The 24,335-nt window shown below is 41.9% G+C and carries 18 protein-coding genes; 16 read left to right on the top strand and 2 right to left on the bottom strand.

The genetic code is table 11. From position 1 onward, the window contains the following. Nucleotides 1–6 precede the first annotated feature (6 nt). From H8B17_RS16940 to H8B17_RS16975, 8 genes are all read left to right on the top strand, one after another. A complete protein-coding gene (locus H8B17_RS16940; RefSeq protein ID WP_190310406.1) occupies nucleotides 7–2,196 on the top strand; it encodes a DUF4954 family protein in 2,190 nt (729 codons plus the stop codon). A 523-nt stretch (nucleotides 2,197–2,719) separates the two neighbouring features. Beyond that, the gene (locus H8B17_RS16945) at nucleotides 2,720–4,096 is read left to right on the top strand and encodes an IPT/TIG domain-containing protein (protein ID WP_223816644.1); all 1,377 of its coding nucleotides are present in this window, start codon (nucleotides 2,720–2,722) and stop codon (nucleotides 4,094–4,096) included. A 19-nt stretch (nucleotides 4,097–4,115) separates the two neighbouring features. Beyond that, nucleotides 4,116–7,274, top strand: coding sequence for a SusC/RagA family TonB-linked outer membrane protein (locus tag H8B17_RS16950; RefSeq protein ID WP_190310407.1), 3,159 nt, complete (start codon nucleotides 4,116–4,118; stop codon nucleotides 7,272–7,274). Between the two features lie 19 nt (nucleotides 7,275–7,293). Further along, nucleotides 7,294–9,315, top strand: a complete 2,022-nt coding sequence (locus H8B17_RS16955; protein ID WP_190310408.1) for a RagB/SusD family nutrient uptake outer membrane protein — start codon at nucleotides 7,294–7,296, stop codon at nucleotides 9,313–9,315. 23 nt (nucleotides 9,316–9,338) lie between these two features. Continuing rightward, a complete protein-coding gene (locus H8B17_RS16960; protein WP_190310409.1) occupies nucleotides 9,339–10,247 on the top strand; it encodes a BT_3044 domain-containing protein in 909 nt (302 codons plus the stop codon). 3 nt (nucleotides 10,248–10,250) lie between these two features. Further along, nucleotides 10,251–11,516, top strand: coding sequence for a BACON domain-containing protein (locus H8B17_RS16965; protein WP_190310410.1), 1,266 nt, complete (start codon nucleotides 10,251–10,253; stop codon nucleotides 11,514–11,516). Between the two features lie 84 nt (nucleotides 11,517–11,600). Next, nucleotides 11,601–13,592 carry a calcineurin-like phosphoesterase C-terminal domain-containing protein gene (locus tag H8B17_RS16970; RefSeq protein WP_190310411.1) on the top strand — a complete coding sequence of 664 codons (1,992 nt, stop codon included), beginning with the start codon at nucleotides 11,601–11,603 and terminating at the stop codon, nucleotides 13,590–13,592. Nucleotides 13,593–13,833: 241 nt separating this feature from the next. Next, nucleotides 13,834–14,457, top strand: coding sequence for a porin family protein (locus tag H8B17_RS16975; RefSeq protein WP_190310412.1), 624 nt, complete (start codon nucleotides 13,834–13,836; stop codon nucleotides 14,455–14,457). Nucleotides 14,458–14,816: 359 nt separating this feature from the next. Here H8B17_RS16975 and H8B17_RS16980 read toward each other — a convergent pair whose 3' ends face one another. Then, entirely contained in the window at nucleotides 14,817–15,668 is an 852-nt protein-coding gene (locus tag H8B17_RS16980; RefSeq protein ID WP_190310413.1) for a DUF4886 domain-containing protein, read from the bottom strand. A gap of 243 nt (nucleotides 15,669–15,911) precedes the next feature. On the opposite strand from H8B17_RS16980, the gene H8B17_RS16985 reads away from it, so the two are divergent. The 3 genes from H8B17_RS16985 to H8B17_RS16995 are packed head-to-tail and all read left to right on the top strand — an operon-like array spanning nucleotide 15,912 to nucleotide 18,801. Further along, the gene (locus H8B17_RS16985; RefSeq protein ID WP_190310414.1) at nucleotides 15,912–16,568 is read left to right on the top strand and encodes a protein-L-isoaspartate(D-aspartate) O-methyltransferase; all 657 of its coding nucleotides are present in this window, start codon (nucleotides 15,912–15,914) and stop codon (nucleotides 16,566–16,568) included. 24 nt (nucleotides 16,569–16,592) lie between these two features. Continuing rightward, nucleotides 16,593–18,398 (top strand): MutS-related protein, encoded by a 1,806-nt coding sequence (locus tag H8B17_RS16990; protein ID WP_190310415.1) that lies wholly within the window; start codon nucleotides 16,593–16,595, stop codon nucleotides 18,396–18,398. A 19-nt stretch (nucleotides 18,399–18,417) separates the two neighbouring features. Beyond that, nucleotides 18,418–18,801, top strand: a complete 384-nt coding sequence (locus tag H8B17_RS16995; RefSeq protein ID WP_190310416.1) for an acyl-CoA thioesterase — start codon at nucleotides 18,418–18,420, stop codon at nucleotides 18,799–18,801. Between the two features lie 91 nt (nucleotides 18,802–18,892). On the opposite strand, the gene smpB is transcribed toward H8B17_RS16995, so the two are convergent. Further along, nucleotides 18,893–19,348, bottom strand: a complete 456-nt coding sequence (smpB, locus tag H8B17_RS17000; RefSeq protein WP_190310417.1) for an SsrA-binding protein SmpB — start codon at nucleotides 19,346–19,348, stop codon at nucleotides 18,893–18,895. A 355-nt stretch (nucleotides 19,349–19,703) separates the two neighbouring features. Here smpB and spt point away from each other — a divergent pair, with 355 nt between their 5' ends. From spt to H8B17_RS17025, 5 genes are read left to right on the top strand one after another with little or no spacing between them, the layout of a single operon-like run. Further along, nucleotides 19,704–20,912 (top strand): serine palmitoyltransferase, encoded by a 1,209-nt coding sequence (spt, locus tag H8B17_RS17005; RefSeq protein ID WP_190310418.1) that lies wholly within the window; start codon nucleotides 19,704–19,706, stop codon nucleotides 20,910–20,912. A 4-nt stretch (nucleotides 20,913–20,916) separates the two neighbouring features. Beyond that, on the top strand, nucleotides 20,917–22,038 hold the full coding sequence (locus tag H8B17_RS17010) for a hypothetical protein (protein ID WP_190310419.1): 1,122 nt from the start codon (nucleotides 20,917–20,919) through the stop codon (nucleotides 22,036–22,038). Between the two features lie 60 nt (nucleotides 22,039–22,098). Next, nucleotides 22,099–23,091, top strand: a complete 993-nt coding sequence (locus tag H8B17_RS17015; RefSeq protein WP_190310420.1) for an NAD-dependent epimerase/dehydratase family protein — start codon at nucleotides 22,099–22,101, stop codon at nucleotides 23,089–23,091. Between the two features lie 10 nt (nucleotides 23,092–23,101). After that, nucleotides 23,102–23,800 (top strand): CDP-alcohol phosphatidyltransferase family protein, encoded by a 699-nt coding sequence (locus H8B17_RS17020; protein ID WP_190310421.1) that lies wholly within the window; start codon nucleotides 23,102–23,104, stop codon nucleotides 23,798–23,800. Then, the gene (locus H8B17_RS17025) at nucleotides 23,784–24,194 is read left to right on the top strand and encodes a GtrA family protein (RefSeq protein ID WP_190310422.1); all 411 of its coding nucleotides are present in this window, start codon (nucleotides 23,784–23,786) and stop codon (nucleotides 24,192–24,194) included. Before H8B17_RS17020 ends, H8B17_RS17025 begins: the two co-directional genes overlap by 17 nt. Nucleotides 24,195–24,335 lie beyond the last annotated feature (141 nt).

Below are 24,335 nucleotides of genomic sequence, written 5' to 3' on the forward strand. Positions count from 1 at the left end.
GAAGGCATGTCAAAGATAATAAAAGAAAAGCTGGCGGACTTGGGGTATCATTTTATTCCCCCAGCCTACCTGCAAAATGATGACGAGTACTTTTACCGTAATCAGCAGTTCTGCTTCGATAGGAAATTTAGAAATTTAACGCAAGAAGAGATTAAGATCTTAATCAAAAATGATAACCATTCCCATAATTGGGATGATGTGTTGGTCACGGATAAGTTTCTTCCTGAACAGATTCAGCATTCCAAATTTTACGGACTTGTACGTATTGGTGATATGGACGATGTTTATCTTAATTTCCGGGATCTTCGTCTGCCTTGTGGCATATACAACTCCACCATTATCAGCAGTGATTTTGGAAGTACGGTGGCTATTCACAATGTGCGGTATATGGCCCATTTTATTATTGGTGATGAAGTGATGTTGGCGAATATTAATGAAATGGAAACCAGTAGCAGTGCCAAATTTGGGAACGGCATTCTTAAAACCGATGATGTCGAGGAACGTCGAATTCGCCTCGAACTCTGTAATGAAAATGGAGGCCGTTCCGTATTACCTTTTGATGGTATGCAGGCGGGGGATGTTTACCTATGGTCTCGCTACAGAAATGATCAGGAATTGCAAACTCGTTTTCAAGAAATGATGGAAGCACAATTCTCACCTCATCATGGTTTTTATAGTGAGATTGGTCATCATTCTGTAGTCAAAAATACCCATACTATTAAAGATATAAAAATGGGTTCACATGCTTATGTAAAGGGAGTAAATAAGCTGAAAAACCTAACCATTAATTCGTCGGCGGAGTCGTATACACAAATTGGAGAGGGATGTGAGCTGGTCAATGGGATTATAGGATATGGATGTCGTATTTTCTATGGAGTAAAAGCCGTCCGCTTTATCTTGTCTTCAAATTCCCAACTGAAATATGGCGCAAGATTGATTAACTCGTTTTTAGGAGATAACTCCACTATTTCCTGCTGTGAGGTTCTAAATTCATTGATTTTTCCCGCACACGAACAACATCATAATAATTCTTTTCTTTGTGCAGCACTTGTGAAGGGGCAGAGTAATATGGCGGCGGGGGCCACGGTGGGATCTAACCATAACTCGCGGGCAGCAGATGGCGAAATCATTGCCGGGCGTGGGTTTTGGCCAGGTTTATGCGTAAGTCTTAAGCACAATTCCCGCTTTGCATCGTATACGCTTATTGTGAAAGGAGACTTTTTGCATGAATTGAATATACGGTTTCCTTTCTGTTTGGTAAGCAATGAAGCGGCTACTAATCGTTTGATTGTATTGCCGGCATACTGGTTTTTATATAATATGTATGCCATGATGCGCAATACATCGAAGTTCCAATCGCGTGACAAACGGAAATTCAAGAACCAATATATTGAGTATGATGTATTGGCGCCAGATACCGTGAATGAGATGTTCGTGGCTTTAGCCGAGATCGAGAAAGCAGTTGGTAAAGCCTATCGTGATGAAAACACGGAGACGGAAATACAAGCTTTGGGAAGAAGTATTTTATTGTCTGAGGAGCGTCTTGCTGGAAAAGATGTTTTATTAGACAATGTCGAGTTTTCTAGACGGAAGGTGGTGTTGGCTAAGCCTAAAGAAGCGTACACGACGTACCAGCGGATGATTCGCTATTATGCGGTGACGCAGCTTATCGAGTCCATGGAAAGTAAATCGTTTACCGATTTGTACACGCTTGTTGGTTCCTTTCCGACAACACGTAGTCAATTTGAAAATATCGGAGGTCAATTGGTGCCACAAGCAAAATTGGATAGCTTGTTAACAGATATTCGCGACCGTAATGTTTTATCCTGGAAGGATGCACACACGTGTTATCATACTTGGAGCGAACAATATTTAGATGACAAATTTAAGCATGCAATTGCTTCTTTGGCCGAGGTGACAGGTCGAATACCGTCGTCTTGGGATGAGCAATTTATGAAAGAACTCCTGGAGGAGGGGTTGGAAACCCGTCGTTGGATTTTTGCAGAGATTGAAGGGTCACGTTCTAAGGATTATCAAAATCCATTTAAACAGATGGTCTATGATTCTTATGAGGAAATGGAAGAAGTCGTGGGCCACCTGAAAGATAACGACTTTATTAATAAGGAGCGCGAGGGGCTTATTGATTTTGAAAGATCGGTGAAAAAGATCCTGACTTCCTTATCTTTTGTTTATTAATCTTTTAAAGAGACGCATATTGCGTCTCTTTTCGTTTTGCTTTATCTAGTTTTGAAAATCTATCGTTAAAAACTTACGTTGTTAAAAAAATAAACGAGGATATGATGATAGAGCTCTTCAAGTTCGTAGAATTTTTTATTAACCTTCTCTATGGGTGGAGGCTTTCTTAAGCATCCTTTTACGTCCCTTAAACTGTAATTTCGTTTATATTCCTTTTTTATTTTGTTTTTTTTGACATTCTGTTACAAAAAAATACTAAAACTTTAACGTGTTGTTTTGAATATAACGAAGCAAAATGGCTGCTTAAGGCTTCGTTTGTGAGATTGATGTATTCGAAAATTTATTTTTTATTTCTTTTTGTTTCGTTTTGTGAAAAAGATTCCTATTTTTACCTTGTTCTTGTAAAGAAGCAAAAGCTAACTAATCGTTGATGTAGCGTTAATCTTAAGTTAACAACATCGCTCTACTTTTGCACGGAAGAAAATTATAGAGTATATAAATACTGACAAATTAAATTGATGTTATGAAAATTATGAAAGGATGCTCTTTACCAAGAGTAGGAATTTTAAGCTTCCTAATTCCACTAATTCTGTTTTCCTCCTCCTGTAAAGACGAAGATAAAGCTTCGGTAGGTAAGGACTATGATCCGTCTAGACCAATTACTTTAACTTCTTTTTATCCATTGGAAGGTGGCGCGCGTGATAAAATTCTGCTAGACGGAGAGAATTTTGGAACGGATGCTTCCAAAATCAAGGTTTATTTCAATAACGCTCGGGCTTCGGTCGTTTCTTCCAGTGGGGAACGAATCTATGCTATTATCCCACGTTTACCAGGAGACGATCCGCGTATTTCTGTCGTTATCGGAGAAGACTCCGTGATTTACGACAATTCGTTTACATACCACGTCCAAGCACAGGTGAGTACAGTCACGGGAAATGGTGAGCCTGCTTTTCAGTCCGGTACGCTTAGTGCGGCCCAGGTTAGTGCTAAATATTTAGAGCTGGATGCTGAAGGCAATATCTTTATGTCTTGGCGGGATGGTGGTTCATTTGGTGTGGCACGGGTTAACGAGCAGCAAAATATCGTTACGCCGCTTTATTATGTAGAAAATACGGCTGATCGTGTCTTATATGCCAATGGTCTCACTGTAGACCGTGCGACTGGTGTGCTAACCGCTTCTCACGAATCCGTTGTAGATGTGTTTTTCTCCTTTGATCCGCGGGAGGCTTGGTATCCTCGTCAGCGTAACACACAATTCGCAACGCCCCATGGTATTCCAAATGGTGATCAATATATGAACTTTGTCTCTTTCTCTCCGTATGATGGTATGCTCTATACTCGATCTCGCGATGGAAGTGTGGTCAAAATTCATCCCGATACATACGAAGCGTCCGTTGTACATAATGGATCCAGAGATGCCGGATCAAAATGGCCGTACGGATCACAATATGGGCAGGCGATCAATCCAGCCAGGCCGTGGGAGCTTTGGATGACACTCCATTCAAATGCCGTTCCGAATGAATATAGACAAGGTCTCATGATGTTGGATCTGCGGCCGGAGCATATAAATGAAGGTTTCAAACGGGTTAATGCTGTTGGGGGATCCGCTTTTCGAGATGGTTCGCTGTCAGAAGCCCTGTTTAACTTACCGAAAGATATCAAATTTGACAATGACGGAAACCTGTTTATCGCGGACTTTGGTAACCATTGTATTCGTATGGTATCACCAGATGGTATCGTCACGACCGTAGCGGGACAGCCAGGCAACGCCGGCTACAGAGATGGCGGGCCCGTAGAGTCTCAGTTCAGAGAACCTTGGGGGGTGGCCGTCAACGAGCAAGGCGATATCTATATCGCTGACTTTGGTAATAAACGTATACGTAAACTAGTTATTGAATAATAAAGTAAACCTATTTATAATGAAGATCATTCAGATTTTGTGCATGTTGCCGCTTCTATGGCTTACGACAGCATTTGCACAGCAAACGAAAGAAGTGACGATTGCCGGAACCGCGGTTAATGAAAATGGCGAACCTTTATCCAGTGTATCAATTTATGTCAAAGACAAACCTACTGCCGGTACATCTACCGATAACGATGGAAAGTTTAGTATTAATGCAATTTATGGCGATAGGGTTGTATTCAGTTATGTAGGATACGAACCTGTAGAACATTTGGCCATTGAAACGAATATCAATTTAACCATTTCTTTTACGCAAAAAAGTGACGCTATAGAAGAAGTCGTTGTGGTCGGTTTGGGTGCCGCACAACGGAAGATCAGTTCAGTGGGTGCGATTACGACTGTCGATGTGAAGGATCTGCAATCTCCGGCTCCATCTATTGCCAATCTATTGGGAGGCAGGGCCGCGGGGGTTATTTCCTTGCAAAGCAGCGGTGAACCGGGACAGAATCTTGCGGAGTTCTGGGTGCGTGGTATTGGGACATTCGGTGCCAACAGCAGTGCCTTGGTGCTTATCGATGGACTGGAAGGCGACTTGAATACCATCGATCCGGCGGATGTCGAGAGCTTCTCGATACTGAAAGATGCGTCGGCTACCGCCGTATACGGGGTGCGTGGTGCGAATGGTGTGGTATTAGTGACGACCAAGAGAGGTCTCGTAGACCGTATCCAGATAACCGGACGTGCAAATTCAACCTTATCCCACCTCAATCGATTACCTGAATATTTACGTGCATATGATTATGCGCAATTAGCTAACGAGGCGAATATTGTCCGAGGTGCCGGACCGCTGTACGATCAAACCGAGATGGGGATTATCCGGGACGGTCTGGATCCGGATATGTATCCAGACGTAAGTTGGCAGGACGAGATCCTCAATAAAAATTTCTGGCGCCAAAGTTATTATGTTAGTGGTCGTGGGGGATCTGATATTGCCCGCTATTTTCTAAGTTTGGGTGGTAAAAGTGAAACGGCTGCCTACAAGGTGGACGAAAGTAGCGTGTATAGCTCGAATGTGGGCTTTAACACCTACAATTATCGGGTCAACTTAGATCTCAACCTGACCCCTACAACGAATGTCTTTCTGGGATCAGATGGTTTTTTATCCGAGTTGGCTCAGCCTGGCGTCGCCAATACGGATTATATTTGGGGAGCACAATCACGGCTCTCTCCGTTGGCCATTCCTACGCAATACTCCAATGGTCTGTTACCCGGTCGGGGAGGAGACGATCGATCATCGCCTTACGTGATGATCAACCGCACAGGGCAAGCCTCTGAACAAATATACAAGGGCAAAGTGACCCTTGCGCTCAACCAGAATTTGTCAAGTGTGCTGGACGGACTGAAGTTCCGCGTGCAGGGCGCTTATGATATCCATAGTTATTTTAAAGAACGAAGATCGGTGCAACCGGCGCTTTATTATGCCATGGGCAGAAATTACAACGGTGATCTCATGATGCAGGAAGTCGTGCAGGAACGGGCGGCATGGTATGAACAGCGAACACGCCAGTACCGCAAATTTTTTATGGAGTCTGTTGTCAACTACGATCAGGTTTTCAATGAAGATCACCGGACATCGGCGTTGCTATATTATTACGTCCAAGATGCGAAAGATACCAAAGACGCTACGAACAACCTATCCGCTATTCCTTTACGTTATCAAGGGGTGTCTAGCCGGTTTACTTATGGTTTCCGTGATACCTACTTGCTGGATGTGAATTTTGGATATACCGGTTCCGAGAACTTTCAACCGGGTAGACAGTACGGTTTCTTTCCGTCGGTCGCGTTGGGTTGGGTACCGTCGAGCTATAAATCAGTCCAAGAGAAAATGCCTTGGCTTAACTATTTCAAGATCAGAGGATCTTATGGAACGGTGGGTAATGACAGAATCACCAACGCCGTTCGGTTTCCTTACTTGACGAAAGTTGACCAAGGTACTGGAAGCGCCTGGGGTGTAGGCGGTATTGAAACGATTACGGAAACCCGTATTGGGGCGGATAATCTCGCATGGGAACGCGCCATAAAATCGAACATTGGTATAGAGGGAAGGCTCTTTGACGATAAGATAGATTTTGTGATCGACTTTTTTGAGGACCAGCGAAACGGAATCTTCCAACAACGGGTACAGGTGCCGGGTTACGTGGGGGTAATCACGAATCCCTTTGCCAATGTAGGACGTATGAAAAGCTCGGGGGCTGATGGAAATATCAGCTATAACAAGCAGCTTACACCCGACTTCGGTTTTACATTGCGGGGTAACTTCACCTACTCCAAAAACGTAGTTCAGAACTGGGAACAAGCTTATCTAGAATACCCTTATTTGGAATTTAACGGTTATCCACACAATTCTATCCGCGGCTATCAAGCTGTAGGACTGTTTAAAGACGAAAACGATATTCGATACAGTCCGCAGCAAACTTTTGGTGTGGTTATGCCTGGTGACATCAAATATAAGGATGTAAACGGGGACGGTATTATTGATCAGTTGGATAAAGTACCGTTGACGCACAGCAACTACCCCCTAACGATGTATGGTTTCGGCGGTGAATTCCGATACAAAAACCTAAGTTTAGGGGTGTTGTTTAAAGGGACCGGAAAGACATCCTTTTTCTATGTAGGACAGTCTATAAAGCATAGAGATAGAAGTGACTGGGCTCCTTGGGATGGTGTTGAACGAGACATCACGAACGGAATGGGCTATATGCCATTTTTTGAAGGCGAGCTTGGTAACGTGCTGACGACGGTAGCCGATCCGAAAAACCGCTGGATTCCTAGGGATTATGCCGTGGAACATGGTATTGATCTGTCTTTGGCGGAGAATCCTGATGCCCGTTTTCCGCGCCTGCAATATGGTAACAACCTCAATAATTCCCAGTTATCCACATTTTGGGAAGGAGATGCGCGCTATATACGGTTGCAGGAAGTAACTTTAAGTTACCATGTAAGTCCAGCATTTCTCCGAAGATATGGTCTTAAATCTATGGATCTTCAATTTATAGGCAATAATCTCTACATCTGGGATAATGTGAAGATTTTTGATCCAGAACAAGCCGCCTGGAACGGTCGTAAATACCCGATACCATCCACCTATTCACTGCAAGTGTATGTCAACTTTTAATACAGATAGAATGAAGGATATGAGAACATCAATCATAAAAAAAATAACGAGAGCAGCGATTATTGTCCAGCTGATTGTCATGGCGTCATCCTGCAAGGATTATCTGAATATTGATGATTACTTTGACGATGAATTTAATATCGACGAGGTATTTAACAATGTTCGGTATATGGAAGCCTATATGTGGGGAGCTGCGGGGATGTTTCCTGACGAGTCAAACACCATTCGCTTGGGCTATACGCCTGGACCTATGGCTACCGATGAGGCTATTAACGGACTCACAGGAGGCGGTTCAAATAATGTCTATTATGGAATGGACTTTGCTAGCGGACGTATCACACCGGACTTTTTCGGAGATTCCAACCCCAACCTTAACCAATGGGACAATTACTATAAGATTATCCGAAAGTGCAACCTCATCCTAGAAAATTTGGAACGCCCGGAAGACATGACCAATATGGATCGGATCCGGATTGAAGGCTACACACGTTTTATCCGCGCGTATGCTTACTACAATATATTGGTCGATTACGGTCCTGCCATCTTACTGGGCGATGAAGTGGTCAACACCAACGAACCCATTGAATACTATGATCGTCCGAGAGGTACCTACGACGAAACCATGGAATACACCTGTGAGGAGCTGGAAAAAGCAGCGCAGCTGCTTCCGGTTGAAGGTAATATCCTAGATTTCGGACGCCCCACTCAAGGTGCCGCCTATGGACTGATAGCCCGTTTACGATTGATACATGCCAGCCCGCTGTTCAATGGCGGACCAGTCGCCGCATCCTACTTTGGAAATTGGAGACGGAAAACGGATAATGTACATTATGTATCTCAACAATATGATGAAAGACGGTGGGCAGTGGCAGCAGCAGCAGCTAAAAGAGTGATCGATATGGGACGGTACAGGCTCTATACGGTACTAGCGGATGATAGGACGCCGGTTCTTCCTTCGGGCGTAACGTCGGACCCTAATTTTTATAATCCCTATCCGAATGGCGCTGGCGGCATTGACGCGTTTAGATCCTATTCGGATGTATTTACTGGAGAAGCAGTACCTGCTGTGAATCCGGAGCTTATCTGGGGTAGAAATACATCTTATATGGTCACTGCCATTAGCCGTGGGTCTATGCCACCTTCGCTTGGTGGTTGGGGACGTTTTAGCGTTACCCAGAAAGTCGTGGATGCCTACCTGATGGACGATGGCCGTACCAAAGAAGAGGCGGCCAATGATGGCTATTATTCCGAATCGGGTTTTACAACGGCGCCTCGAAACTTTTCGGGATATCCACTCAATTCTGGCGTGTATAATATGTATGCTAATCGTGAAATGCGGTTTTACGCATCCATCGGTTTCAACGAAGCGGTGTGGCAGGCTGGATCCAGCCAGTCACCTAATAATCATACGGCTAAATACTACTACCAGGATTTGGATGGAAGGGGTGGTGTTACGGCTACTTCTCCGAATTATCCGCTTACCGGATACGTGATCAAGAAATTCAACCATTATATGGATGCGTTCAATGGTACCGGTGCCCGACATTTGGATAAAGCTTACCCCATCATCCGTTATGCCGAAATCCTCTTGTCTTATGCGGAAGCACTTAATAATTTGACCGGTAGCCATACGGTGCAGCTCGGTAATACACAGTATACCCTTAGTCGAGACATAGAAGAGATTAAAGCGTCGTTCAACCTCGTGCGTTACCGTGCAGGACTACCCGGATTAACAGCCAACCAGCTCAACAGTACGACAGAGATGCAAAAACAGATTGAACGGGAACGCATGGTTGAATTTCTGTATGAAAACAGACGTTTCTACGATGTGCGCCGCTGGGGGATTTATGAGGAAACCGAGCGTGAGCCAATACGCGGTATGAACCCAGATGGAGCTACCAGAGAGACATACTACCAGCGCGTCATCCCTGGTACTTCCTCTTTCCTCACGAGGTTAGTCAATAAACGGTCTGTTTGGGTACCGATACCACGTGCAGAAATGAGAAGATTGCCCTCCCTCGATCAGAATCCGGGCTACTAGGTTAAACCATAAAGAAGAAAAAAATGAAAAGGAGTTATATAGCGATGCTTGCTCTTTGTACGGTGCTCTCGTCGTGCAAAGACAACGAATTGTTTGAAAAAGAAATGTACAAAAATGAGGTTGCTTTAATTAGTAGTGACTATCATAATACGTTTGCGGAAATTGTCTCGTTGACAGGCGAAGAGGTGATCGGATATATCGCTGCTTCTGCCGGAGGAACGCATGCTACGGGAAGCAATCTGGTTATCGGGCTGGAAGAAGATCCCGAACCGTTGCAGAACTACAACTGGGCACTTTTTGATGCGGATGAAAGCTTATATGCGAGGGCGTTGTCTACGGACAGATATGAGATTCCAGAATACAAAATCCAGATTAATGCAGGAGAACGTACTGGGCGTACGATGGTGAGGCTGCGCCCCGATGGCTTGTCGCCAGATTCGACTTATTTTATCGGATTAAAAGCAACCGATCTCTCGTCCGGCGTTGAAATTAACCCGAAAAAAAATACCATTCTGTATCAGGTCATTCTTAAGAATGATTATGCCACGCAGGCAAATGAAAATACCTACGCCATGATCGGAACGGCAGACGGTATGCCGGCTGCAGCAAACAAAAGATTGTTCCCGCTTTCTCGCAACAGCGTGCGGGTAATAGCTGGTACGGAAACATTCGAGTCCGAAGTGGAAGATATCAGCAAAACAGCGATCATACTGGAGGTTAGCGATGACAATTCTGTGTTAATAAAACCCTATAAGGATATCCAGGTTAATCAACTAGATAACGATCCGACTTACCCTAATCTATTCAGAACAGAGACAATTTTTGGCAGAACATACAATGTCTTTTTGCTTTCTTATGCGTATACTATAAACGGAACCACTCGGGTGATGAAAGAAGAATTACGAATAGAGACTCACGATTTAGATAATTAAGTTATGAAAACGAACAATTATAAACCAGTGGCGCTGTCGAATGTTATTTATGCCTTTTGCCTGCTTTTTGTGACATTATTTTTGTCATGCGACAAAGATAATGATGAAAAAGGTGGTTATTTTGAACTGACAGATAGCGCTTCGGAGCTGGAAGCTTCTGCGCAAGGAGCATCCGAAACTTACAATTTCAGATCCAGTGGGAATTGGAAAATTGAAGCCCTGCGCAAGGAGAAATGGGTGAAGATCAGTCCTGAGGAGGGTTCCGGAGACGGAACGTTTACGCTGACCGTCGCTAGGAATATCACACCGGAAGACCGTTCGGTCGTGTTGACTTTTATGGTGGATGGAAGGTTGCAAAGCAACGTGTTCAAAATCGAACAAAAGTCAAGTACAAGTAATGGAGAGGAAAAAGATCCCTATCTTATGCTGGACGATTTGACGAGCTTGGAAATTCCGGAGACCGGTGCCACGTCACGCCATACCATACGTTCTACAGGGGCATGGAAGGTTGCGCTCTCGGATCAAGAAGCCGATTGGGTCACGATGGAACCCATGGAAGGAACAGGCGATACACCTGTTGTACTGACCGTCGGTAAGAATTCGAGTGCTGCCCGAAGCGTTAATTTAAATTTTTATCTGGACGACGTATTGCAAGCAAATGTGTTGCCCATTAATCAGGCGGAAGCACGTGCAATTCTTAATGAAGATTTTAGCTGGTTGACCTATGGAAGTCCTATTTTTTATACTACAGATGATGAGGCAAGAATAGACAATTGGACTACCGAAGAAAAAGCAAAAGGCTGGACAAGTACAATTAATATGGTGGACAAAAGTGGTGAAACACCTTTGGTATATGCACGCTCAGGTTTTGTGAAACTAGGCAAAACAAGTTACGGAGGAGATTTAATTTCGCCTAAGTTGACTGCGGTGCAAGGGGTTGATAATCTATTGGTTAAGTTTAAGGCTGTTCCTTACCAAACAAAAGCCGGAACACGAGATGATACTTTACTTAAAGTAGAAGTAATAGGACCGGGCGAGGTTAGTGTGAAAGAATTTAATATCACTAATTGGCCGGACTACGATGCTGACCCAACCTGTACAGCTATATGGGAAGCTGCGGAAACAGAACGTTCCTTTGTCATCACAGGAGCTACTGCCGAAACACAGATTAGGTTTCTGGGAAACGATTTTGATTTACGTTCGAACGTCGTACCTATTAATAAAAATCGGATATTCTTGGATGACATCGTTGTCACCGTGCAAAAATAACCTAACATTAAATAATCTGACCTCTCCCGGTTTAAATCGGGAGAGGTCAGATTATGCATTTATAAATCTATTATAATCCTTAAAATGAAAGTGAACCGCCATTACACTCGACGAGATTTCATTCAAAACTCCTTTATTACGGGTCTTGGATTAACATTTAGCTTATATAGTTGTTCAAAATCTTCGCCGCAACCCGATCCGCAACCAACTCCCGATCCAGGTGGAGAAGATGATGGAAAGCTGGCTATTATCGGTGCTATTATACCTTCGCGTATTGATACCAATAAGGGAGCGGATCTGATTATTCAGGGCAAGGGATTCATGGCTGGAGATCAGATCATACTCGAATACTTGGCCAACAGATATACTGTTGATGCTAAGGCGGTCACGGATAATAATATTACTATTGTCTTGCCAGAAGATTTAATATCGGGCAGCACGTATAGGCTGACTGTAAAGCGCGGTATACAGTTATCCATGTTGGGCTCGACGGTGATTAATATATATTTCAATGCCCATATTCCAGACAGAGAAGGAATGACCATAAAAGGCTCTGTATACGCAGCTGGTGTCGGTCTAGCGAATGTCGTCGTGTCGGATGGTTTTGAAGTAACGAAAACCGACGAAAACGGTATTTACTATCTGCCTTCGACCAAAAAAGGCAAATATGTTTTCGTGTCTATTCCGGGTAACTATGAGGTAGCCACAATCGGAAAAGCACCTCAGTTTTTCCAGCGGCTCGGCCAAGCGGCGAATGTGGTAGAAATCAAAGATTTTGAGTTGACAGCCGTTAACAACGACAAGCATGTCGTTATGGTATTGGGTGATATGCACTTGGCCAATCGCAACGGTGATATTAACCAGTTTCAACAAGGTTTTTTAGCAGATGTCAACCAATCCATCCAAACCCATAAAAATGCTGGCACAAAGGTATATGCCTTGACCTTAGGCGACATGACCTGGGAGACCTACTGGTATCAAAACAATTATGGTCTTCCACAATACCTTACGGAGATGAATAAGATTGACGCTATGGTATTCCATACGATGGGTAATCATGATAATGACCCCAACTTTGTCGCCGATTGGGGTGCCGAAGATAGATTCCGAGATGTCATCGGACCTACTTATTATTCGTTTAATATCGGAAAAGTACGCTATATCGTGCTGGATAACATCGAATATCTCAATACCAACAACAGAAACTACAATGCCAAGATCGTTGCCGATCAAATTGCCTGGTTAAAAAAAGATTTAGCGACGATAACAGACAAGAATGCACCATTGGTGATTTCTATGCACATACAGCTTCATACAAATCCGGGATTGTCTGGTGGAAACGAGACGACGGGCTACCGCCTTAGCAATGCGCAGGAATTTATTGATGCACTGAACGGATTTACAAAAGTACACCTGCTGACCGGGCATACCCATATCAATTATAATGTCGAACGGGATGCTACCCCCGCTATCATGGAACATAATACGGCAGCGGTCTGTGCGACATGGTGGTGGACAGGACACCCTAGTTATGCAGCCCAAAATCACATCTGCAAAGATGGCGCACCGGGAGGATATGCCATATGGGAGATGGATGGAAGTGATTTAAAATGGACATACAAGGGCATTGGTCACGATACAGATTATCAATTCAGAGCGTATGATCTAAATACGGTGCACCTTACAAAAGGGGCGTTTGCACCAAATTATACAGGCTCCGCATGGAATACCTACGCGGTGGAATATGCCAACGCGAATTCAAACAACGAAGTGTTAATCAATGTCTGGAATTACGACACTAAATGGAAGGTAGAAGTGACGGAAAATGGAACGTCTTTAGTCGTCAACCGTGTAAGTGTATTGGATCCATTACATATTGTATCTTATTCTGCCCAAAGGCTTAACGTGAATGCTGTACCAACAGCTGATTTTGTGACCAGTAAGACAGCCCATATGTTTAAAGTGAAAGCATCGTCTCCCACTAGTACGTTGGAGATAAAAGTTACCGACCGTTTCGGTAAGGTTTATCGGGAAACGATGGTTAGACCGAAAGCATTCGGATATCAGATGTCATAGAATAGTGGTGATTTGAAAATTGAAAAATGATAAATAGTGTTTAAATAAGGATCCGGCACCTCTCTATAAATAATCAAAATCGCTATTGGCAGAACTTTTATAAAAGTATGTTAATTCAAAAAAATGATTAGAGTGAATCTATTATAAAACTATAGTATTATGACAAAATCTAATCATGGTTGTTTTGCAACTTTAATTTGCGTTCTATTTTAAATAAATGGTCATTAAATATTTAGATTATATGAAAAAGAAGTTTCTCTCAATAGGCGTCATATTATTGTCCTTTTTTAGTGTTCAGGCACAGACCGAGTTTGGGCTGAAAGCCGGTGTTAATTTCGCGTCATACAGTTATGGCGACACTGAGCAGCTTGTAGATGCGAAACCTAGGGCAAGCTTTTATCTGGCCGGATATCTCGATGCGCCGATTGCCAAGAACATTTATATTCAACCTGAATTCTCTTTGCAAGGGAAAGGAGCCAAACTCATCGAGGACATCAATTCGGGGGGCGGCGAAATTAACCAACGTGTCATGTGGCTAGACGTCGCGGTTAATCTTTTAGGGAAGATGCCGTTAGACAATTTCGGTAATGTTTTTGTAGGAGCGGGACCTTATATGGGATTCGCCATCAACGGAGAAAATGACTATGCGAGTGGCACGACGACTTCCGTCATCATATATCAAGATAACGCACTCAAAAGTGTTGACTATGGACTCAATTTTTCGACCGGCATGAAATTCGGGAAGAGACTCTTTTTTAACGTGAACTACCGGATGGGGCTCGCCAATATTGCCAATAAGAACTATAAATGGTCGGACACGATCAAAAATCGGGTTTTCTCGGTCGGAGTTGGTGTCGTGCTTTAATTGAGATGATAAATATAGACCCTCAGCAAAGTATTAGAATCTTCATATAAATTTGAATTCAATCTCGATGGCGTTTTTTACGAATGTACCCCAAAGATAAAATAGGTTACCTTGTTCGAGAAAACCACTATTTGAACGATTTCAGAATAAGTTATTTGGATTATCATATATATATATATGATAATTGGGACGAGGAGCTTCTGGCGATGGACAATATCTTTCCTGTTTTCCCCGCTGGTTCACCCAAGATTAATTTCAAACATTTCCAGTAGCAAATGATATAATTTTGGTGATTCGTAACCAGTGATGGGTTCCCAAAGGGCGCCGCTAAGGAATGCGGCGCCCCATAATATTACGGATTACCATTTAACCTTAGAAACACTATACGGTTTTTTAACGGCCTTATGGGCTGCTTCTTTCGCTATTTTTGCCTGGAGTTCCGTTACCTTCTCCGGTTTATAGGAATTTTTACGTACATCCTCTCCAAAGATCTTCTCATACCAAGTACAAGCTGCCGTAAAACGACCGTAGTCTAATTGTAAATGATAACCATCTCGGGTAAAGGTGTCGCCCATGGAGCTGGTCCGTGCATTCTGGATCGCCGTACCGGCAGGAATAATATATTTAAAATCACCTAGTTTAGACACTTTCTTTGAGACATCAGCAATCGCCTTATACATTGTCAACTGGTCACGATTATAGTTTGCGAAACCCTTATGGTTTGAATCATGTTGATAAGCCCATGTCTGGTGGTAAACAAATTGTGCTTCGGGATTTACCTTTCCACGTACGTAACTGACGAGTTTCGGTAGGCTTTCGATGACCACATCGAACTTTCCTGATAGCGGACTCGCTTGTTGGAAGCTTATGTAATCCCAATTTTCATTGCTTAATGCTTGTGAAATACGGACATCTTTAGTCGTTATCTTCTTCCCATCGAGACCAATTTTTCTATACTGGTATTTTGCAGCATCTTCGTTCGCATTCTTTACATGCAAGGATAAAGGTGCGCCGCCAATATAAAGATTGCCAATAATCATCTTTTTTCCGTTAGCTGTTCCTAATTCGTGAAGGTAATTTTCAATGCCATCTTCCGAGAAGCTATTGCCTATCGCTAAAATTTTGATAACCCCATCATCTTTCGGTGACACTTGGGCAAAAGCAATTAGATGTGTGAAGATGACGAATAATAGAAGTATGGATTTTCTCATGGTCTTTAATTTTATGTGTTCGTTGTAACTTATTGATATATAGAAACGGTTATGTCGCGAATATAACGAAACTACATTTTTTTATCGTATTGAAATTAAACATTTTATATTTTAATACAAGAAACCGAGATGTGAATAAACATTGATACGCTTGGGAATGGTGCTTTACTTGGGCTCTCATCAGTCATAAAAAGAAAAATAAATAGATGAAATGTCTACTAACAATGGTATTTTTGGAATATAATGGCTTATAAGTTTGTAGACAACTACCGGGAAAGAGGCGCAAGGAAGCAGCTCGTAAACCAACTGAAAAAACGAGGGATAGAGGATAAGCGTGTGTTGCAGGCGATCGGAAAAGTACCTCGTCATTTTTTCTTTGATGAAACCTTCTGGAATCAAGCGTATCGGGATATCGCGTTTCCTATTGGTGACGGCCAGACCATCTCCCAACCCTATACCGTTGCTTATCAATCCGAGCTTCTCCATATAAAAAAAGGAGACAAGGTATTGGAGATCGGTACGGGATCGGGGTATCAAACTTGTATTTTAATGGAATTGGGCGCAGATGTATTCACTATCGAACGGCAAGAGAACTTATACAATCGGACAATACAGGTGCTACCGTATATGGGATATAGACCACATTTTTTCTTGGGAGATGGTTCAAGAGGAATCGTTGAACATGCACCCTATGATAAAATTATTGTCACAGCCGGAGCCCCATTTGTACCCGAAGTCATGTTGAAACAATTGAAATACGGAGGGCTTTTGGTTATTCCAGTAGGGGATGAGAAGTCCCAGAAAATGGTGACTATCTTGCGTGTAGGTGAAAATGACTTTGAACGTATAGAACTGGACACATTCCGTTTTGTTCCGTTAGTAGGGGATCAAGCTTGGTAAAATGGTAAGAAGTATTAATGAAGAATGATCTATAATAAATATCAAGAACGTATTCAAAGGACAAAAGAAGAAATTCAAGGTCTGCATAAGTCGATAAATAAAAATAGTTTTGCCCGTTTATTTGTCATAATCGGTGGAGGTGCTTTATTATTCTATCTGGTTCAGAAGGAGAACCTATTGTTTTTATTATTAGCTGTTTTGACCATTGTATTCCTATTTGCATTTCTAATACGAAGACAGAGTAAATTGGAAAAGCAGCGTGCTGAGGCGGAGGCTTTTTTAAAGGTCAATGAAAACGAAATTACACTGCGAGATACCCGTCGAACACTCTATAATGAGGGGGCAAATTTTGAAGACGATCGCCATCCTTATACATCTGATTTAGATATTTTTGGCCAATTTTCCTTGTTTTCGCTGCTTAACCGTTGTGCAACAACGCTTGGAATTGCGAAATTGGCAGATTGGCTGCAACGCGCCGCCACCAAACAGGAGATAGAAGAAAGGCAAAGAGCGATAGCGGAGATAGCCGAGGATTTAGATTGGAGTCAAAACCTCCAGTCAAGACTCTTGTTTAATGTCCATCAGAAAATAGAAGTCAAAACCTTCTTGTTACGCTATTTTGAGGGGTCTAGTTTGGCGTTTGGTAATGCATTTATGCGCTTTTATGTCCCCGCTGCTCCTTTTATTTTACTTATAGGCTTGTTGTTTTCATTGTTTGTGACCCCTATATGGACGGGCTTGTTGTTATTGGGATTAATACATTTGTTCTGGACGTTAGGATTGGCAGGCAAAGTAGGTTTGTTTTCCAGCAGAATAGATAAAGTTGGGAAAATTTTGGCGGCCTATGCGGAAGGACTGACTTTGGTAGAAAGGAAGGCATTTGCGGAGTCAGAAAATAAACGTTTACAACAACAATTAGGTATTGAAGGAAAGCCATTGTCTGGTGCCTTTCGAGAACTGTCAAAACTCATCAATAATCTTGATGCAAGAAATAATATGCTCATGGGCGCTATTCTCAATATTATTTTGCTGTGGGATTTTAAATATGTGATGAAGATTGTACATTGGAAATCGAAGTACGAAGCAGATATTCTGGAAGCCTTTGATGTTATTGCAGAGTTCGAAGCACTAAATTCATTGGCGATATTAAAACGCAACCATCCTTCTTGGACGATTCCTGAATTGTTAGGCAGTACAACGGATGATAGCGTTTTAGCCGTGGAAATTGCGCATCCGTTAATTCCTGTAGCGCAATCTGTCGCGAACGATTATTGCAATGCGCATCATCAAATTGCGTTAATAACTGGGTCGAATATGGCAGGTAAGAGTACGTTTCTTCGAACCATCGGTATTAACTCGGTTTTGGCTTATGCCGGAGCAGTAACATGCGCTGCTACATTTAAATTGCCTATATATAACCTCATCTCGTACATGCGGATTAGAGATTCTTTAAATGAAAGTACATCTACTTTTAAAGCAGAATTGGATCGTATGAAGTTTATATTAGATACGGTAAAACAGGATAAAGATAGTTTTTTTCTTATTGATGAGATGTTGCGTGGAACCAATTCGGTAGATAAATATTTAGGATCTCGAGCCATTATTCGTAAACTGATTGCAATGAAAGGTAAAGGAATGGTGGCTACGCATGATTTGCAACTGGCTTCACTTGAGGAGGAAAATGTAGGTAAGGTGCAGAATTATCATTTTGATATCCGAGTAGAAGAGGGAGAAATGCTTTTTGATTATAAATTGAAACATGGCCGCTGTACCATCTTCAATGCATCACTATTATTAAAAGGTATAGGAATTGACGTAGAAACGACTTGATAATCATCATCATTTAAAAATGACACTAGAAGAAAGAATAGAGGCTTCGGAGACGCGTGTATGTACCACCGTTTTTCCGTTTCTGACTAATCATCACGACACATTATTTGGTGGAAAAGCGATGGCCATTATGGATGAGGTCTCGTTTATGGCGGCTACACGCTTTTGTCGAAAGCAGCTGGTGACCGTTTCTACTGATCGGATTGACTTTGAGAAAGCTATTCCTTCGGGAAGCATTATCGAAGCTGTGGCGCGGGTGCACAGCGTCGGACGGACGAGCGTCAAAGTGAAAGTCGAAGTTTTCTTAGAGAAAATGTATGAAGAAGGACGGGAATTGGCTATTCAAGGCATGTTTACGTTTGTTGCCTTAGGACAAGATAAGAATCCCATCCCGGTATTATAGAAACAGTTGTTATTTTATACGCCTGTTTAAACAACGGGAGGTCACGACACCTAGACAATATATAATATAAGCTATTATAGAAGGATAGCCATCATCTCTTCATGACGCGGTCGAGTTCCCTTTTGCTTTCCCGTTCCTTGATTGTTTCTCGTTTATCGAAATCCTTTTTGCCTTGCGCTAACGCAATTTCTATCTTAGCATAGCCCCGCTCATTGATAAATATACGCAGCGGAACGATAGTGAAACCTTTCTCTTCACCCTTTTCCCTCAATTTTTTCAATTCCTTTTTTGTAAGAAGGAGTTGACGATCTCTTTTAGACTCGTGGTTATAGAAAGAACCAAATGAATATTCAGCAATGTGCATGTTTCGAATATACAGACCATCTTCGAAAAAAGAACAGAAACTATCGTTGATATTGGCTTTCCCTTCCCTGATAGATTTAATTTCTGTACCCAATAAACATATTCCTGCTACATATTTGTCTAATAAATGATACTCGAAAGATGCACGTTTATTTTTAATATTTATATTTGCCGATATTGCCATTCCAAATTGATTTAAACGCAAAAATAATGATTTTATAGGTTTATCGAAGTTTTCGTGAGAAACTGTTGGTAATATCTTAACAATAATTTAATTTTATGATATTTATATGGTTTTTCGATGGGAGGGAATCGGGAGAATTTTGTATGTTTGCTCCGATTTTTTTGGACGAAAAGTATGCAGAAAATATTCTGAAAGAGGACGCCAATTAATAACATGGTGGTTAACAGCTTGATTGGGAAGGAAATTGTATATTTTCGTTTTTTTAGTTTATTTTTGACGATTAAATACGGATAGTCAAAAGGTAAGTTAGGTTGGATTAAGAAATTATGTCACATACAATACAAACACCTACAACATGAGTAAGGGAAAGTTAAGTGAAAGAACATCTAAGTTCCTACAAAGTGAACTGGAGCCTATTAAGTCTAATAACCTTTACGCTTATTTTAGACCAATTCAATCAAAACAGGATACGGAGGTTTTGATTGATGGGAAACGTGTGTTGATGTTCGGCTCAAACTCTTATTTAGGGTTGACAACAGATACAAGGATCATAGAGGCCGCGCAGGATGCGTTGGAAAAATATGGTACAGGTTGTGCTGGATCCCGTTTTTTAAATGGAACGTTGGATATCCACGTGGAATTGGAGGCAAGGCTGGCAAACTATGTAGGTAAGGAGGCAGCTATATTATTTAGCACTGGTTTTCAATCTAATTTAGGACCGCTGTCTTGTCTGACGGGCCGGAATGACTATATATTGTTGGATGACAGAGATCACGCTTCCATTATCGATGGCAGTAGGTTGTCATTTTCTAAAGTGATCAAATACGCGCATAACGACATGGATGATTTGCGTAGTAAAATAGCACGACTTCCAGAGGACAGTTTCAAGTTGATCGCTACGGATGGTATCTTCAGTATGGAGGGAGATATTGTAAAGCTTCCCGAGTTAGTCGCTGTGGCCGATGAGTTTGATGCGGCTATTTTATGTGATGACGCTCATAGCTTAGGGGTGATAGGGGATCGAGGAGCAGGTACCGCGTCTCATTTTGGTCTGACAGATAAGGTCGATCTGATTATGGGTACATTTAGTAAATCCTTAGCATCGTTGGGCGGTTTTGTAGCGGCAGATACAGATACTATTGAATATTTAAAACATCGTGCACGTTCGTTAATGTTCAGTGCGAGCATGACTCCGGCTTCTGTCGCCTCTACATTAAAAGCTTTGGAAATTATAGAGACAGAACCTGAACATATCGAAAGATTATGGGCAAATACGGAATACGCAAAGCGACTTTTGCTTGAGGAGGGTTTTGATCTTGGGCAGACGGAAAGCCCGATTTTGCCGATCTTTATCCGCAACAACGATAAAACGTATTATGTGACTAAATTGCTTCAGGATAACGGAGTCTTTGTGAATCCAGTCGTTGCGCCGGCCGTGCCGGCTGAGGAGTCACTTATTCGTTTCTCATTGATGGCAACGCATACTTTTGATCAAATTGATGAAGCTGTGGATAAGATGTCTAAAGTTTTTAAGACGTTAGAGGTTGAGTCTTTCATAAGCTAACGAGATGATAGAGATAGTTCTTGTCCAATCGAAAAAACAAATCACGCAATTTATCGACTTGCCGCATGATTTGTATGCGAATGATCCCAACTACGTACCTGAGTTGTTTTTAGGACAACAGGACTTACTCTCGCCACATAAGCATCCATTCTATAGACATTCGTCGGCACAAGCCTTTCTTGCTTATCAGGACGGGCGTATCGTAGGACGTGTGTTGGCTGTTTGGAATACCAATCACAATACGTTTAACCATGTATCTGAAGGTCAGTTTGGTTTATTTGAATGTATTAATGATCAATCGGTCGCAAATAAATTGCTGGACACGGCTGCTGAATGGGTGAAATCCAAAGGAGGAACGCGTATCGTAGGGCCTATTAATCTCACAACGAATGACACTTGTGGGCTTTTGGTGGACGGATTTGATAGGCCGCCTATGGTCATGATGCCGTATAACCCTCCTTATTATTTAGAGCTTATTGAGCATGCGGGTTACATTAAGAAAGTAGATTTACGTGCCTATCTCGTAAAGACCGAGACTGCCAATCGACGTTCTGTGCTATTATTAGAGAGATTAACAGAAAGGTTGCGGAGATCGGGTATCGTCCTACGTCAGATCAATTTAAAAGATTTTGCAAACGAAGCGAAGAAAATAAAAGCGGTGTATAATAAAGCTTGGGACAAAAATCTAGGCTTTGTTCCGATGACGGATGAAGAGTTTGACTATACCGCCAAAGAATTGAAAATGATTGTGGATCCCAAATATTGTATTGTGGCTGAGCGAGGAGAGGAGATTGTAGGTTTTGCCTTGGGGATTCCGAATATTAACGAAATTTTAATTCATATAAAAAAAGGCAGACTATTGCCATTTGGTATATTCAAATTGCTTTTTGGCTTAAAAAAGATCAAGATGATTCGGGTTTTGATGTTGGGGGTGTTGGAAGAATATCGAAAATTAGGTATAGAGGCTTGTCTGTACGGTCTTATCATAAAAAATGCAATTCCGTCGGGAATTGAGGGTGCAGAATGTTCCTGGATGTTGGATGATAATTATATGATGAACCACGCGATTGAACAAATTAATGCAGAACTCTATAAGCGCTACCGTCTTTACGAAAAATCGATATAGAGATGCTAATTTCTAAATACTTGGAAAAGCACCTATTGGCCGATAGAAGAAAATAAGGGAATGAAAAAGATTCTAGTGACTGGAGCAAGTGGTTTTGTCGGATTTCATTTAGTGTCGGCAGCTCATGAAGCAGGTTATGAAGTTCATGCTGCGGTGCGTAAAACAAGTCAAGTTTCCGATATTGAGTCTTTTGTTGATAAGTTCGTCTACCCCGATTTTAATCAGTTAAACTCATTGGCGACATTATTTACTTCTGAAAAGTATGATTATATTATTCATGCAGCAGCAATGACAAAGGCAAAATCAGAAGATGAAATGATGGATGCGAATGTTCGCGTAACGGAACGACTAACGCAAGCTGCCTTCGAATCACCCAACCCACCTCAACGGTTGGTGTACGTGAGTAGTTTGGCCGCTATTGGCCCGTTATCTTATCTCGACGGACCGATAACAGAATTCACACCTTATCATCCGGTGACGATGTATGGTCGTAGTAAGCGGGAGGCGGAAAAAATGATCTGTGCGAATTTTGCAGATAAGCCAATTTCCATTATTCGCCCTACTGCAGTATATGGCCCACGAGAGAGGGATTTGTTTATTTTGTTTCATACGATGAATAAAGGGATTGATGCCTATGTGGGGAGGGCACCTCAAAAACTTTCGTTTGTTTACGTAAAAGATCTGGTAGAAGCTTTGTTGCAAGCGTGTGTGTCTCCTCAAGAAAGACTGGATATTTTTAATATTTCTGATGGAGGTGTTTATTCCCGTTACGAAATGGCTGAAATATTTAAGCGAACGTTTCGTAAAAAGCTTATGCGTATCCACGTGCCTTATGCGATAGTCAAGAGCGTAGCACGTGTGTCCCAATGGTTATATAGCAATTCTGCCAAAACGCCGGTAATTTACCCAGAGCGGTTGGAGGAATTGACGGCGGAGAATTGGGAATGTGATATCAGTCATGCACAAATAGTGCTAGGGTACAGGCCTTCATATAATTTGGATAAGGGCTTGACAGATAGTTTACAGTGGTACCAGAAAAACAATTGGTTTTAAAGACTATAAGATGAGTCAAAAAATAAATAAAAAACTTTTCCAAGATCGGAAGAGGACAAATGTTTTAAGTTCTTCAGAGCAGAAATTGATTTCTTATTTTGTTCCGCGTGTGCCGAATTGGATTTCGTCAGACGGTTTAACGGCTATCGGACTTTTTGGGTCCTTCATGATACTGGGGAGTTTTTTATTAGCTGAATATGTCGCTCGTCCTTGGTTGTTGTTGGGAATTGTTGGTTTTTTTGTGCAATGGTTCGGAGACTCTTTGGACGGACGTATCGCATACTATCGAAATAAATCACGTAAATGGTACGGTTTTGCACTAGATATCGTCATGGATTGGATTAGTACGGTCATGATAGGGTTGGGATATGTGTTTTACGCTCCTGATGATTTTAAGTATTCTGGCTTTGCGCTCGTCGCGTTATATGGTTGGGCGATGATTATTTCGCAACTACGGTATCGCATAACAGATAAATATACTATTGACGCCGGATTATTGGGCCCGACGGAGATTCGAATAATTATTTGTGCTGTGTTGATGAGCGAAGTTCTTTTTGTAGGAAGTATTAATTACCTCGTAATCGTAATTTGCATTGCGCTTTTTGTTATAAATTGCGTTGATACCAAAAAACTGCTTAATATGGGGGATGAACGAGATTGGGCGGAAAAAAAGAATAGGGAGGCGTCCTTAAATGAGGAGAAAGCGTAAGACGAAAATACGCGACTTTTTTCTTTCCTTTGGGAAAGCGCAGTTGTCTGCTTTTCTGGGGGGACTATTCGACTTTGCTGTTTATTCAGTTGGTATACAAGTATTAGGTTTTACAGCATGTATATCAAACATCATTAGCGGCTCGTTGGGAGCCGTTGTTAATTTTACCATTAATCGGTATTGGACTTTTGATAGCACGAGCACGCCTGTTGGCCAGCAATTGGGAAAGTTTGTTGTCGTTGTTATAGGTAGCATATTTTTGAAATCATTGGGTATATTCCTTTTAGTCGACCATCTTTTAATGAACCCATATTATTCGAAAATCATAATTGAAATTCTTGTTTCACTGGGTTTTAATTTTTTAATGCAGAAATATTGGGTGTTTAGAAAATAGTTGATCAATTCTCCAACGAATTGTATATTGAAAAAATATCTTTCAGACTTCCAGTCAATTGTGTTTTTTGTTTAGGAAAAGGTTCCGAAACTGTTGGAGCATAAGGTTAAAGTTTCTACCTTTGCACCACTCCGCGAGGGA

This window comes from Sphingobacterium arenae (assembly GCF_014692505.1).
In the GTDB taxonomy this organism is placed as follows: domain Bacteria; phylum Bacteroidota; class Bacteroidia; order Sphingobacteriales; family Sphingobacteriaceae; genus Sphingobacterium; species Sphingobacterium arenae.